The organism is Aquabacterium sp. (assembly GCF_016195855.1).
Lineage (GTDB): Bacteria > Pseudomonadota > Gammaproteobacteria > Burkholderiales > Burkholderiaceae_C > Aquabacterium.
Genome location: NZ_JACPYU010000003.1, coordinates 52,476 through 64,734, shown reverse-complemented (window position 1 = coordinate 64,734; position 12,259 = coordinate 52,476). Strand labels below are relative to the sequence as shown.

At 65.9% G+C, this 12,259-nt stretch carries 11 protein-coding genes; 6 read left to right on the top strand and 5 right to left on the bottom strand.

The window, feature by feature from the left end:
* Nucleotides 1–48 precede the first annotated feature (48 nt).
* The 6 genes from HY019_RS01905 to HY019_RS01880 all read left to right on the top strand — a co-directional run bounded on the left by HY019_RS01905 (nt 49) and on the right by HY019_RS01880 (nt 6,369).
* Complete coding sequence (locus HY019_RS01905; protein ID WP_290687932.1) at nt 49–1,302, top strand: lipoprotein-releasing ABC transporter permease subunit; 1,254 nt, start codon at nt 49–51, stop codon at nt 1,300–1,302.
* Nucleotides 1,295–2,068 (top strand): DUF2189 domain-containing protein, encoded by a 774-nt coding sequence (locus tag HY019_RS01900; RefSeq protein WP_290687930.1) that lies wholly within the window; start codon nt 1,295–1,297, stop codon nt 2,066–2,068. Before HY019_RS01905 ends, HY019_RS01900 begins: the two co-directional genes overlap by 8 nt.
* A gap of 1 nt (nt 2,069) precedes the next feature.
* Nucleotides 2,070–2,279: a DUF2788 domain-containing protein gene (locus HY019_RS01895; RefSeq protein ID WP_290687929.1), complete on the top strand. Its 210-nt coding sequence runs from the start codon at nt 2,070–2,072 to the stop codon at nt 2,277–2,279.
* 5 nt (nt 2,280–2,284) lie between these two features.
* Nucleotides 2,285–2,965 carry a lipoprotein-releasing ABC transporter ATP-binding protein LolD gene (gene lolD, locus HY019_RS01890; protein ID WP_290687928.1) on the top strand — a complete coding sequence of 227 codons (681 nt, stop codon included), beginning with the start codon at nt 2,285–2,287 and terminating at the stop codon, nt 2,963–2,965.
* A gap of 18 nt (nt 2,966–2,983) precedes the next feature.
* A complete protein-coding gene (locus tag HY019_RS01885; protein WP_290687927.1) occupies nt 2,984–3,850 on the top strand; it encodes a TatD family hydrolase in 867 nt (288 codons plus the stop codon).
* Nucleotides 3,851–3,972: 122 nt separating this feature from the next.
* On the top strand, nt 3,973–6,369 hold the full coding sequence (locus HY019_RS01880; protein ID WP_290687926.1) for an MASE3 domain-containing protein: 2,397 nt from the start codon (nt 3,973–3,975) through the stop codon (nt 6,367–6,369).
* On the opposite strand, the gene HY019_RS01875 is transcribed toward HY019_RS01880, so the two are convergent.
* The 5 genes from HY019_RS01875 to HY019_RS01855 are packed head-to-tail and all read right to left on the bottom strand — an operon-like array spanning nt 6,359 to nt 12,151.
* The gene (locus HY019_RS01875) at nt 6,359–6,736 is read right to left on the bottom strand and encodes a diacylglycerol kinase (protein ID WP_290687924.1); all 378 of its coding nucleotides are present in this window, start codon (nt 6,734–6,736) and stop codon (nt 6,359–6,361) included. The two genes, HY019_RS01880 and HY019_RS01875, sit on opposite strands and share 11 nt — an antisense overlap.
* Nucleotides 6,733–7,419 carry a phosphatase PAP2 family protein gene (locus HY019_RS01870; protein WP_290687923.1) on the bottom strand — a complete coding sequence of 229 codons (687 nt, stop codon included), beginning with the start codon at nt 7,417–7,419 and terminating at the stop codon, nt 6,733–6,735. Before HY019_RS01870 ends, HY019_RS01875 begins: the two co-directional genes overlap by 4 nt.
* A 37-nt stretch (nt 7,420–7,456) precedes the next feature.
* Nucleotides 7,457–9,022: an FGGY-family carbohydrate kinase gene (locus tag HY019_RS01865; RefSeq protein WP_290687921.1), complete on the bottom strand. Its 1,566-nt coding sequence runs from the start codon at nt 9,020–9,022 to the stop codon at nt 7,457–7,459.
* 8 nt (nt 9,023–9,030) lie between these two features.
* A complete protein-coding gene (locus tag HY019_RS01860; protein ID WP_290687919.1) occupies nt 9,031–10,518 on the bottom strand; it encodes a glycerol-3-phosphate dehydrogenase/oxidase in 1,488 nt (495 codons plus the stop codon).
* 34 nt (nt 10,519–10,552) lie between these two features.
* The gene (locus HY019_RS01855) at nt 10,553–12,151 is read right to left on the bottom strand and encodes an FAD-binding oxidoreductase (protein ID WP_290687917.1); all 1,599 of its coding nucleotides are present in this window, start codon (nt 12,149–12,151) and stop codon (nt 10,553–10,555) included.
* Between the last annotated feature and the right edge of the window lie 108 nt (nt 12,152–12,259).

Sequence of the window (12,259 nt, the reverse complement as noted above, 5' to 3'; positions counted from 1 at the left end):
GGGCGTGTGAACAAGGCGTGATTATCAAGTGGGTACACTCCCCCCATCATGAATTTGCCTTTTGAATGGCGCGTCGGGTGGCGATACACCCGCGCCAGCCGTACCACACGCCGCAACGGCTTCATTTCTTTCATTTCCGGCGTGTCGGTGCTGGGCATCACGTTGGGCGTGGCGGCGCTGATCATCGTGCTGTCGGTCATGAACGGCTTCCAGAAGGAAGTGCGTGACCGCATGCTGTCCGTGGTGGCCCATGTCGAGCTGTTTGATGCCCGTGGCGGTGCCTTGCCCGACTGGCATGTGTTGGCCGACAAGGCCCGGCGCAACCCTGCCGTGGTCGGCGTGGCGCCCTTCCTGCCCGCGCAGGCCCTGGTTGCCCGGGGTGATGACATGCGCGGCGCCCTGGTGCGCGGCATCGTGCCGTCTGAAGAAGTGGCGGTCACGCCATTGGCCGCCAGCATGAAGGACACCTTTGCGCGCCTGCACAGCGGTGGCTGGGGCGTGATCATCGGCATCGAGATGGCGCGCAGCCTGGGCGTGAACGAGGGCGATGTGCTCACCGTGGTGGCCCCCAGCGGCCAGATGACGCCAGCCGGCGTGGTGCCGCGCCTCAAGCAGGTGACGGTGGTGGGCGTTTTCAATGCCGGCCATTACGAGTACGACAGCGGCCTGGTGCTGATGCATGCCGATGACGCTGCCAAGCTGTTCCGTACCGGTGGCGTGACGGGCGTGCAGCTCAAGTTGAAGGACGCGCAACTGGCCCGCAGCGTTGGCAATGAGCTGGCCGATTCGCTCGGCCCCGACGTGATCGTGCGCGACTGGACCCGCACCAACCGCAACTGGTTTGACGCGGTGCAGGTGGAAAAGCGCATGATGTTCATCATCCTCACGCTGATCGTGGCGGTGGCCGCCTTCAACCTGGTGTCCACCCTGGTGATGACCGTGACCGACAAACGCGCTGACATCGCCATCTTGCGTACCCTGGGCGCCAGCCCGCGCTCCATCATGGCGATCTTCATGGTGCAGGGCGCTTTGTCCGGCGTGATGGGCACCCTGGGTGGCCTGGGCCTGGGCCTGCTGGTGGCCTTCAACCTGGACGTCATCGTGCCCTTTATCGAACACCTGCTGGGCGTGCGCTTCCTGCCTGGCAGCATCTACCTGATCTCCCAGATGCCCTCTGACCCGCAATGGGGCGACATCATCCCCATCGCCCTGATTTCCCTGGTTCTGTCCCTGGCTGCCACGCTGTACCCCAGCTGGCGCGCCAGCCGTGTGCAACCCGCCGAGGCCCTGCGTTATGAGTGAACTGCTGCGTGCTCAAGACCGTCCGTTGCGTGTCCGCAAGGTGCATTCCCTGCGGACCTTCATCTGGCTGGCCCGGGGCTGGAGCGACTTCATGGAAGCGCCCGTGGTGGGCCTGGTTCATGGCGCGGTCATGGGGGCTTTTGGTGGCCTCTTGATGCTGATGGCCTGGGATCATTTCTGGATCCTGGCCGGGGCCCTGTCCGGCTTCCTGATGGTGGCGCCCATCCTGAGCACCGGGCTGTATGCCGTCAGCCGCGCCTTGTTGCGTGGCGAGCCCGCCGGCTTCGAGGCCGTATGGGCGGTGTGGTCGTCCATGGACCGTCGCCTGGTCAAGTTCGGCCTGCTGCTGGCGGCCCTGGGCACGGGCTGGGTCATGACCTCGGCCGCGTTGATCACGCTGGGCATCAAGCCACCCGTGACCACGCCGACTGATTTCCTGCACCGTGTGGTGCTCTCGCCCAACCCTGGTTTCTTCGAGATCTGGCTGCTGGTCGGCGGCGTGATGGCCGCGCCCGTGTTCGCGTCCAGCGTCGTGGCCATTCCCTTGCTGGTGGACCGCAAGGTCAGCGTGCAGCGCGCCGTGCTGACCAGTTGGCGGGCCGTGGCGGCCAACCCCATTTGCCTGAGTACCTGGGCCGCGATCGTGATGACGCTGAGCCTGCTGGGGCTGGGCACCCTGATGTTTGGTTTGATTCTGGTGATACCGGTTCTGGGCCATGCCACCTGGCATGCGTATCGCGATCTGGTGGTCCGGGAAGCGGTTTGATATGTTTGGTCTGAGCGAGGAGCAGATTGCTCAATTGGGGCTGACCGTCGGTGTGGGCGGCTTCATTCTCTACATGTTCTTCATCATCTTCCAGCTGGCACGCGAGTCCAAGGCCGGCAAGTTCGGCACCTTCATGCTGTTCATCGTGCTGGGTTTCGGGATGTTGGGCTTCATTGCCAAGAACGTCCTGGTGTGGTTGCTCAATATCTGATCGGCATGGCTGACACTTCTATTCTCCAGGCCCAAGGGCTGGTCAAACGTTTCCACGAAGGCCCGCTGGATGTGACCATCCTGCAGGGTGTGGACCTGCATGTCTCGCGCGGCGAAACCGTCGCCGTGGTAGGGGCCTCGGGCTCGGGCAAGAGCACCTTGCTGCACCTGCTGGGCGGGCTGGATGGCCCCACCAGCGGGCGTGTGCAGCTCATGGGGCGTGATCTGGCCGACATGAACCCGGCGCAACAAGGCGCCTGGCGCAACCAGCACCTGGGTTTCATCTACCAGTTCCACCATCTGCTGCCCGAGTTCACGGCGCTGGACAATGTGGCCATGCCCTTGTTGATCCGCCGCATGCCGCAGGAGCAGGCACGCGCGCAGGCACGCCAGTGGCTGGACAGGGTGGGCCTGCTCAACCGCGTCGAGCACCGGCCGGCCGAGCTGTCTGGCGGCGAGCGCCAGCGTGTGGCCGTGGCCCGCGCCCTGGTCACGCAGCCTGCCTGCGTCCTGGCCGACGAGCCCACCGGCAACCTCGACCGCAACACGGCCGACATCGTGTTCGACCTGATGCTGCAACTCGCAGCCGACCAGGGTACGGCCGTTGTGATGGTCACCCACGACGCCAGCCTGGCGCAACGCTGCGCGCAGCGCCACCGCCTGGTCAACGGGCGGTTCGAGCCCTGATCGGGCAGGGGGATCCTCATGTGGCTCGACACCCATTGCCACCTCGATGCCCCCGAGTTTGATGCGGACCGCGCGGCGGTGATCCAGCGGGCGCGGGACGCGGGCGTGGGGCTGATCGTGGTCCCCGCCGTGTCACCCGCCACCTTTGCCACCGCCCGTGCCGCGGCCATGCAATGCGGTGGCGCGTATGCCCTGGGCATCCACCCCCTTTATGTGCGCGACACGCCCGAGCAAGAGGCCCTGGCCAGCCTGGCCCAGGCCCTGCAGGCCTGGCGAGACGACCCGCGCCTGGTGGCCGTGGGCGAAATCGGACTGGATTACTTCGTGCCCGACCTGCAGGACGAAGGCAGCAAGGCCTTGCAGGAGCGCCTGTATGCGGCGCAGCTGGATCTGGCCGTGGCCCATGGGCTGCCTGTGATCCTGCATGTGCGCCGCAGCGCGGACAGCCTGCTCAAGCACCTGCGGCGTCTGCGTGACGCCGGGCGCCCAGTGTGCGGCGGCATCGCGCATGCCTTCAACGGCAGCGAGCAGCAGGCTCAGGCCTTTGTCGACCTGGGCTTCAAGCTGGGTTTTGGCGGCGCCATGACCTTTGAGCGCGCCCTGCAGATCCGCCGCCTGGCGGCCAGCCTGCCTGAAGACGCCCTCGTGCTGGAGACCGATGCCCCCGACATCCCACCTCACTGGCTCTACCAGACGGCCGAAGCACGGGCGCAAGGGCAACGCAGCCGCAACGAGCCGGCCCAGTTGCCCCGCATTGCGCTGACCTTGGCGGCTTTGCGCGGCTGGACGCCCGAGCAGACCCAAGCCCGCACCACGGCCAACGCATTGCAGGCCTTGTCTGGCCTGTCTGAGTTGACAGGTGCCTGGCGTGCACCAAGTTGGTGACAATGAACCGGGCGTGACACAATGTTTGCCACAGGTCTTGGCACACGCCCTTGTATTTGTCGTTGATGTTGTTGTGGCTCCGGTGCCCAGACTCCAAGACATAAACTTCAAGGAGCGGTGTGATGCTGCATCACAGCCATCGCGCACCCATGCGGCAGGCCCTGATCCTGATCACCGTCATGGCGTTGGGCCTGATCCTGGCCTGGACCGTGCCATTCTGGGCGGGCTTTCAAAAAATCGAAGACTACGTCCCCATCCACACCTTGCTGGAAATGGTGGCGGTCGTCATTGCCGTGCTGGTGTTTGCTTCGGGCTGGAACGCCTATCGCCGCGCGCTGCCACGCCATGCCGTGATTCTGGCCTGCGCCTTCCTGGGCGTGGCCATGCTGGATTTTGCGCATGCCTTGTCCTTCATGGGCATGCCCCGCTTCGTCACACCAGCGGGCCCGCAAAAGGCGATCCATTTCTGGCTGGCCGCCCGGTTCCTGGCCGCATCGGCCCTGCTGGCCGTGGCGATGCTGCCGCCGGGCCGATCAGCTTCCCAAATGGGGCGTTTTGGTTGGCTGCTGGCTGTGTTGAGCGTGGTGGCTGCCAGCTATTGGGTCTTTCTGTTTCACGCTGACTGGGTGCCTGCGACATTCCGCCCAGGCACCGGGCTGACCGCGTTCAAGATCGGCGCCGAGTACCTGATCATCGGCATGAACCTGGCTGCCGCGTGGTGTCTTTATATGCAGATGCGCCGGCCCCTGCCATTCAATGCCGCATCCCTGTTTGGCGCCGTGTGTGTCATGGCCATGAGCGAGTGCTTCTTCACCCTGTACGCCACGATGGGTGACATCTACAATTTCACCGGGCATTTGTACAAGGTGGTGTCCTACCTTTTCCTGTACCGCGCCGTGTTTGTGGAAGTGATCGAAGAGCCTTACCGCGAAATGGCGCTCATGGGTGACCAGTTGCGCGCCACGCTGGATGCCGTGCCCGATGTGATGCTGGAGCTGGACCTGCATGGCCGCTACCACGCCGTGCACTCGTCCCGCCCCGACACCCTGATACGGCCCGCCGAGGAGCTGCTGGGCAAGACCATTCAGGACGTGATGCCTGCCTCGCAGGCGCAGGTGGTGGTGGCCGCCATGGAAGCTGCGTTGTCGAGCGGCACCTCTGCGGGTGCCCAACTTGAGGTCGATTTGCCGCAAGGCCCTCATTGGTTTGAGCTGTCGGTGTCCCGCAAGGGTGGGGTCAACGGGCTGGACACCCGTTTCATCGTGCTCTCGCGTGACATCACCGAGCGCAAGCAGGCCGAGGCCGCCTTGCTGGAGCGCCAGGCCATGATGAAGGCCAGCCAGGCCAAGAGCGAGTTCCTGTCGCGCGTGAGCCATGAGCTGCGCACCCCGCTCAACGCCGTCATCGGGTTCGCCCAACTGCTTTTGCATGATGCCAATTCGCGCATGGCAGCAGGGCAGCGTCTGCACGTCGAGTACATCCTGCGGGCCGGCGAGCATTTGCTAGAGATGATCAACGACATCCTGGATCTGACCCGCATCGAATCGGGTGATGCGGGCCTCACGATAGAGCCCGTGCGCATCGGCGAGCTGATCTCTCAGAGCCTGCCCATGGTCTTGCCGCAAGCCGAAGCCATGGGCGTGTCGGTGCATGTGGACGCGGCCAAGGTCGAGCGCCGCCAGATCATGGGCGATGAGCGTCGGCTCAAGCAGGTGCTCATCAACATCCTGTCCAACGCCGTCAAGTACAACCGCGTGGGTGGCAAGGTCACCGTGCATTGCGCGATCAACGAGGGCGAGGGCGCAGGCGAGCGGCTGTTGTTGCGCATCGCCGATACAGGCCGAGGGCTCAGTGCCGTGCAGATGCGGGGCCTGTTCGAGCCGTTCAACCGCCTGGGGGCCGACCGCGATGGCATCGAGGGCACGGGCCTGGGCCTGGTGATCACGCGCCGGCTGATCGAATCGATGGGGGGCGAGATCACCCTGGACAGCACGGAGGGCGTGGGCACCACGGTGACCGTGCACATGCCGCTGGTGGCGCAGGCCAGCGCGCCAGCCGCCCCGCCTGAGCCGGCTGCAACCCGCCCCCGTCAGGCCGATGACAGCTTGACCACTGTGCTGTGCATTGAAGACAACCCCTTGAATGCCGCCTTGCTGCGCGCCATTTTCGACCTTCGCCCGGACGTCAAGCTGCTGATTGCCGAGGACGGCGAAAAGGGCTTGGACAGGTTGCAGCACAGCTGGCCCGACCTGGTGCTCATCGACATCAACCTGCCCGACATGAGTGGTGGCGAGGTGCTGGCGCTCATCCGGCAGATGCCCCAAGGCCAGGGTTTGATCTGCATCGCCATGTCGGCCGATGTCTCCAAGGACCCGCTGACCCGCGCGCGTGAACAAGGCTTCGCCGACTTCTGGCCCAAACCACTGGACGTTGGGGGGGTGCTGCTGCGCCTGGATGCCGTTCTGGCCGCTGTCAAATCAGAGCAGGCCCGCAGGCGCAGCGAAGGCGCTATGGCCTGATCCAGCCCAGCCAGGGCAGCACGTGGCCAACCAGAAAGGCCGCGCCCACGAGCAGGGCGGCCAGGCTGCTCACCAGCACGGCACCGGCTGCGATGTCCTTGGTCAGCTTGATGGCCTCGTGGCGCTGCGGGTGCAGGTGATCGCACAAGGTCTCCAGGGCGGTGTTGAGCAACTCGGTGGCCAGCACGAAGGCCACGGTCAGGGTCAACACGGCCCACCACACACCCGGCGCGCGCGTGAAGAGCAGCGTTGCCAACACGCCCGCAGCGGCCAGCGCGTGCGTGCGCAGGCTCTTTTCCATGCGCCAGGCCGCACGCAGGCCAGCCCAGGCATAGCCCAGGCGATCCAGGAAGCGGTGGCCTTTCATCGGCTGCTCTCCTGCCCCAGGTGCAGCCTGCTGGCCAGCAGCCAGCACATCAGGGCCCAGGCTGCACCGGCTGCCCAGCCCCCCACCACGTCGGAGGCCCAGTGCACACCCAGGTAGATGCGCGACAAGCCGACCAGGCCCGTGATCAGCAGCGCGACGGCCATCACGTACAGCCTAAGGCGGGTGCGTGGCGCCAGACGGGCGATCAACGCCGCCAAGGTCAGGTAGACGATGGCCGACATCATCGCGTGGCCGCTCGGGAAGCTGTAGCCCGAGGCCACGGCCGCGTGGAAGACAGCATCCGGCCTGGCGCGGGAAAACAGGGTCTTCAATCTGTACGCCACGAGCACCCCGCCGATCGCAGAGCCCAGCGCCAGCCAGGACATGACACGCTGGCGCGCCATCACCAGGTAGCCCCATACCGCGCCCACAGCCAGCGTCAGCACGGCCGGGCTGCCCAGTGCCGTGAGATCGCGCATGCCCTCCTGCAGCCACAGCGGCCCTGCGGGGGTGAGGTGCTGGTCGCCGGTTCGCAGCAGATGAAGGATCCACAGGTCCACGGTGCGGGCATCGCCCTCCAGCACCTCGCCAGCGATCTTCATGAAGCCCCATACCGCGACGGCCATCAGCAAGATGGGCCACAGCAGGCGCAGTTCAAAGTGTTGGCGTACAGAAGGGCGCATGGCCGACAGCTTAGCGCGGTTGCGGCGGCCTGCTCGCTCAGTGCTTGGGGTAGTTGGTGATGTGCCGGATCGACCTGTAGAGCGGCGACAACCTGTCGTACATGCGGTTGTAGACCTCGCGGTAGAGCCGGTCGTAAAGGCGGGTCTTGTCCGACTCAGGCTCGAACGCCTGGCCTGGCCGCGACATGGCTGACACGGCCTGGGCATGCGTGGTGTAGTGGCCGGCGCCCACCGCCGCGTTGATGGCCGCGCCCAGGCCGGAGGCCTCGAACGTGTGAATGCGTTCCGTGCGCAAGCCAAAGACATTGGCCGTGATCTGCATGATGCGGTCGCTTTGCGAACCGCCGCCGGCCACCCGCAGGCTGTGGATGGGCACGCGGTTGCGGTGTTCGAGTTGCTCCTTGCCGTGTCGCAGGGCGTAGGCCAGGCCCTCGATGATGGCGCGGTACAAATGGGCCCGCGTATGCACATCGCCAAAGCCGATCACCGCGCCTTTGGCCTCGGGGCCGGGGAACTTCACGCCGGGGTTCCAGAACGGTTGCAGCACCAGGCCCATGGCGCCGGCAGGGGATTCGTCCAGCAGGGCGTCAAACAGCACCTCGGGGGCAATGCCGCGTTCCTCGGCCAGCCGCACCTCCTGCGCGGCGAACTCGCGCTTGAACCAGTTCACCATCCAGTAGCCCCGCTGCACGATGATTTCAGAGTTGTAGGCGTGCGGGATGGCGGCCGGATACGCCGGCAGGAAGGGCATGGGCGGCACATAGCGGGTGTTGCCCGTGTTGATGGTGGCCGTGGTCCCATAGCTGATGCAGGCGATGTCCGGGCTGATGCCGCCACAGGCCAGCACCTCGCAGGCCTTGTCTGCGCCTGCGGCATACAAGGTCAGGCCTTGAGGGATGCCGGTCTGCCGGGCGGCCGTGGCGGAGATCGTGCCCAGCGCGTCGGAGGCTTGCACCAGTTCTGGCAACTGGCCTCGTGTCACGCGCAAGGCCCGCCAGCTCAGGTCGGAGTCGGCCGCCCATTGCTGGTGCTTGTGGTCGAAGGGCACGTAGCCCACTTGCGATGGCACCGCATCACGCAGGTGGCCGGTCAGACGGTGGGTGAGGTAGGCCGACAGTTGCACGAAGTGGCGCGTGCGCGCCCACACCTCCGGGAAGTCCGAGGCCAGCCAGTTGCACTCGGCCTTGGACTGCAACTGGTACATCATGTGCTGCTGCCCGACCAGGCGCACGCCCAGCTTCAACCACCACGGCAGATCCGGGTAGCGATCGGTGCGGCGCGAGTCCAGCCAGATCGTGGCAGGGCGCAGCGGCTTCATCTCCTCGTCCAGGCAGATCATGGAGGCACGCTGGCAAGTCAAGGCCACGGCGGACACGCGCTCCTTCAGCAAAGGGTAGTCGCGCCACAGGTGTTGGCAAGCCAGGCCCAGGTGGTGCCAGAAGTAATCGCCGTTTTGCTCGGCCCAGTTCGGTTGATTGGAGAAGTAGGGCGTGATGTGCTGCTGCGACTTGGCCACCAACTGGCCGTTCAGGTCGAACAGCATGGCGCGCACGCTTTGCGTGCCTTGATCGATCGACAGGATCAGGTCTTGCGCGTGGGGCATGGCGGGCCTCATCGGTAGCTGCTGGCGATCACAGCGCGGTAGCGTGTGCATTCCCATTGCCAGCGCGCCTCATCCCAGCCCAGATACAGCTGGCACATGGGCTTGAGCGAGAGCAGCAGCGATTCGCCCGCATCGGCGCACAGCACGCCCAGACGCAGGCGCCGCAGCAGCAGGTCATCCAGGTGCACCACCATCTCGTGCGTGAGGATCCACTCGACCTGTGCTTGCAGCACGCCGCCCGAGGCGGTGCCGCGCACGGGGTCATTCAAACCATGCGGTGAGGGCACGGCGTGCCTGAAGCAGCGCAGGTGCCGGCCCTGGTGTGCCTGGCGGTGCGTGGCCGCGTCGATCAGGCCCGCGGCCTTGAGCGCGTCCAGGGCAATCTGCCTGAAGGTGGTGAGCTTGCCGCCCGACACCGAAATCACCCCATTGGCCTGCCAGACCAGGTGGTCGCGCCGCTCCTTCGATGGGTCCTTGCCCTTGCCGGATGCAATGATGGGGCGCACACCGGCCATGGTGGCGAGCACGTCTTCGCGGCGCAGGTGCAGCGCTGGCAACTCGCTGTTGGCGACCTTGAGCAGGTAGTCGATTTCGGCCGGCGTGCAGTGCGGCTCGTCCTGAAGGCCCTCGCGGTGGTCGATGTCGGTGGTGCCGATGCAGGTCTGGCCCTTCCAGGGAAACACGAACACCGGCCGGTGGTCATCCGGGTGCAGGATGGTCAGGCAATCCCGCACGGGCAGGCGCGAGGCCGCCACGAACAAGTGCGTGCCGCGTTGAGGCCGCACCACGGGTGGCGTGCCAGACAGGCGGTCTGCCCACAGGCCCGTGGCGTTGAAAACGTGGCGGGCGTGCAGCGTGAGGCGGGCGCCGTTGTCGGTGTTGGTGTCCTGCACCAGCAGTTCATGCATGTCACCCTGCGCCTTGATGTCCAGCACCTCGGTGTAATTGCGCGCCCTGGCTCCTTCAAGCGCGGCCTCCTGCAGCACGCGGATCACCAACCGGCTGTCGTCGGTGAGGGCATCGGTGTAGCGCATGGCGCCGCGCAAGCCCGCATCGTTCAGGGCCGGGTAGGCTTGCCGGACTTCGTCACGGCTCATCCAGCGGTGATCGCGGATGCCCGCCAGCGCGTCGTACAGCTTGAGGATGAAGGTCATCGGCCAGCGGCCAGGAAAGCGCCCCTGCCTGATCGGGAAGACATAAGGCATGCGCACGACCAGGTCCGGCAACTCGGCCAGCAGGCGCTCGCGCTCCTGCAAGGCATGCCGCGTGAGTTGGATGTCGCCCTGCGCGATGTAGCGCAGCCCGCCGTGCACCATCTTGGATGAGCGGCTGGACGTGCCCCACGAGAAATCCCTTTGCTCCAGCAGCAGCACCTTGTGCCCTCTGCGCGCCGCTTCCAGCGCGATGCCAGCCCCGGTGATGCCGCCGCCGATCACGACGGCATCCCAGGCACCGTGCGCCGCCAGCTCCGGCAGCGCCCTTCTTTGACCCAACATGGCGGTGCCTCCTTGGTGTGGGTTCGCTCGTGGATCAGTCATGGAAGCGCCCGAGGCAGCCCTTGTTGAGTTGCTCCTGCGGGTCGAAGTAGCGCAGCACCTGCCCGATGGCCGCCATGCCCAATGGGCCCTTCTCGGCCTGAAGCCAGGGCGCATGGTCACGGCCCACACCATGCTGGTGGCTGATCGTGCCGCCGACGCGCACGATGGCGTCTGACGCAGCAAGCTTCATGGCGCGCCAGCGCTGCAGCGTTTCGGGGTAGTTGTCCGAGTTGCGAAAGAAGTAGGTCGTGTAGATGCTGGAGCCTTGCGTGTACATGTGCGAGAGGTGGCTGAACACATGGGCTTGCTCGCCAGGCCCGGCATGGGCCCGCACCGCTGCTTCGATCTCGTGCATGGCCTCGCTGACATGGGCCCAGTTCACGCAGGTCTCCAGCGTGTCGATCGAGTAGCCGTGCTCCCAGAACCCGTGGCGCAGATACGGCGAGCGAAAACGCGAATGCGCCCATTTGCGGCCCATGAAAGTGCCGCCGTAGAAGCCCCCCTCACGCCGGACCACGCGCTTGACTTCACCCAGCACGTGCCGGGCTTGCCGCGCCGTGCCCGTTGCGCCGAAGGTGATCATGCATTTGCCATCCGGGCAGCCGCGCAAAGCCGCATAGCGGTTCAGCCACCGGGCCTGCCAGGCTTCGGCGCCCAGCAGCAGGTGCGTGCGTGTCTCCTCGGGGTTGGACAGCCGCAGCATGGACACCGGCACCTTGGTCTGGACCAGCTCGCGCACGATGCGCAAGGCGGCATCCCAATCCGGTGCAAAGGCCACATGGAAGGACTCGTGCTCGGGCAGGCGCTGCACGCGCACATCCACCTCGGTGAGGATGCCCATGCGGCCTTCCGTGCCCATGAACATCTCGCGCAGATCCGGCCCGGCAGACGAGGCCGGGATGGTGGGGATGTTCAGCGTGCCCTTGAAGGTCTCGATGCGGCCCCCCGCGAACAACTGCTCGATGCGCCCATACCGGATGGACTGCTGACCCGAGGACCGGCTGGCCACCCAACCCCCCACGGTCGACAGCTCGAACGACTGCGGGAAGTGGCCCAGCACATAGCCCTTGTCGGCCAGTTGCTGCTCCAGCATGGGGCCGGGCGTGCCCGCGCCGAAGCGCGCAATCTGGCTGACCTCATCCAGCGCCAGCATGTGGTTCATCCGTCCCAGTGAGATCGTGAGCACGGGCTGAGGCGAGGGCTGCGGCGTGATGTGCCCTGCCACGGATGTGCCACCGCCATAAGCAATCACCTGGACACCCATGCCATGCGCCCAGGCCAGCAGTTCGCGGACCTGATCCGTGCTGGTGGGCTCGGCCACCCCATCCGGAAACTGCCCGAACTGGCCGGAGCGCATGGCGTACCAGTCCGGCAGGCTCTGCCCTCGGGCATGCCGGATGCGCCTGTCCGGGTCTGTGGAGACCAGCGGGTGATGCGGCAGGCGGCTGGCGGGCACGCTCTGGCGCACCGACGCCAGCGTGGCATCGGGTAACACACGCCCCTGGCCGATCAGGCCGCGGATGTATTGCAGGCCCGCCTCCCTCAAGGGGTAGTGGTTGTTCTCGTCACCCCAGCCATTCCAGCGCCGCATAGCCAAACCTGCCTGTATCGCCCATTCAAATGCCATGAAAAAAGACGCGCAGGCTGACGCCATCGGGGTATGGGCATACCCGATTCAAAAGGCTGAAGCAGCGCGCGG

Coding starts and splice junctions, on each gene's coding strand:
- HY019_RS01905 (WP_290687932.1), top strand. CDS start 49: ATGAATTTGCCTTTTGAATGGCGCGTCGGGTGGCGATACACCCGCGCC.
- HY019_RS01900 (WP_290687930.1), top strand. CDS start 1,295: ATGAGTGAACTGCTGCGTGCTCAAGACCGTCCGTTGCGTGTCCGCAAG.
- HY019_RS01895 (WP_290687929.1), top strand. CDS start 2,070: ATGTTTGGTCTGAGCGAGGAGCAGATTGCTCAATTGGGGCTGACCGTC.
- lolD (WP_290687928.1), top strand. CDS start 2,285: ATGGCTGACACTTCTATTCTCCAGGCCCAAGGGCTGGTCAAACGTTTC.
- HY019_RS01885 (WP_290687927.1), top strand. CDS start 2,984: ATGTGGCTCGACACCCATTGCCACCTCGATGCCCCCGAGTTTGATGCG.
- HY019_RS01880 (WP_290687926.1), top strand. CDS start 3,973: ATGCTGCATCACAGCCATCGCGCACCCATGCGGCAGGCCCTGATCCTG.
- HY019_RS01875 (WP_290687924.1), bottom strand. CDS start 6,736: ATGAAAGGCCACCGCTTCCTGGATCGCCTGGGCTATGCCTGGGCTGGC.
- HY019_RS01870 (WP_290687923.1), bottom strand. CDS start 7,419: ATGCGCCCTTCTGTACGCCAACACTTTGAACTGCGCCTGCTGTGGCCC.
- HY019_RS01865 (WP_290687921.1), bottom strand. CDS start 9,022: ATGCCCCACGCGCAAGACCTGATCCTGTCGATCGATCAAGGCACGCAA.
- HY019_RS01860 (WP_290687919.1), bottom strand. CDS start 10,518: ATGTTGGGTCAAAGAAGGGCGCTGCCGGAGCTGGCGGCGCACGGTGCC.
- HY019_RS01855 (WP_290687917.1), bottom strand. CDS start 12,151: ATGCGGCGCTGGAATGGCTGGGGTGACGAGAACAACCACTACCCCTTG.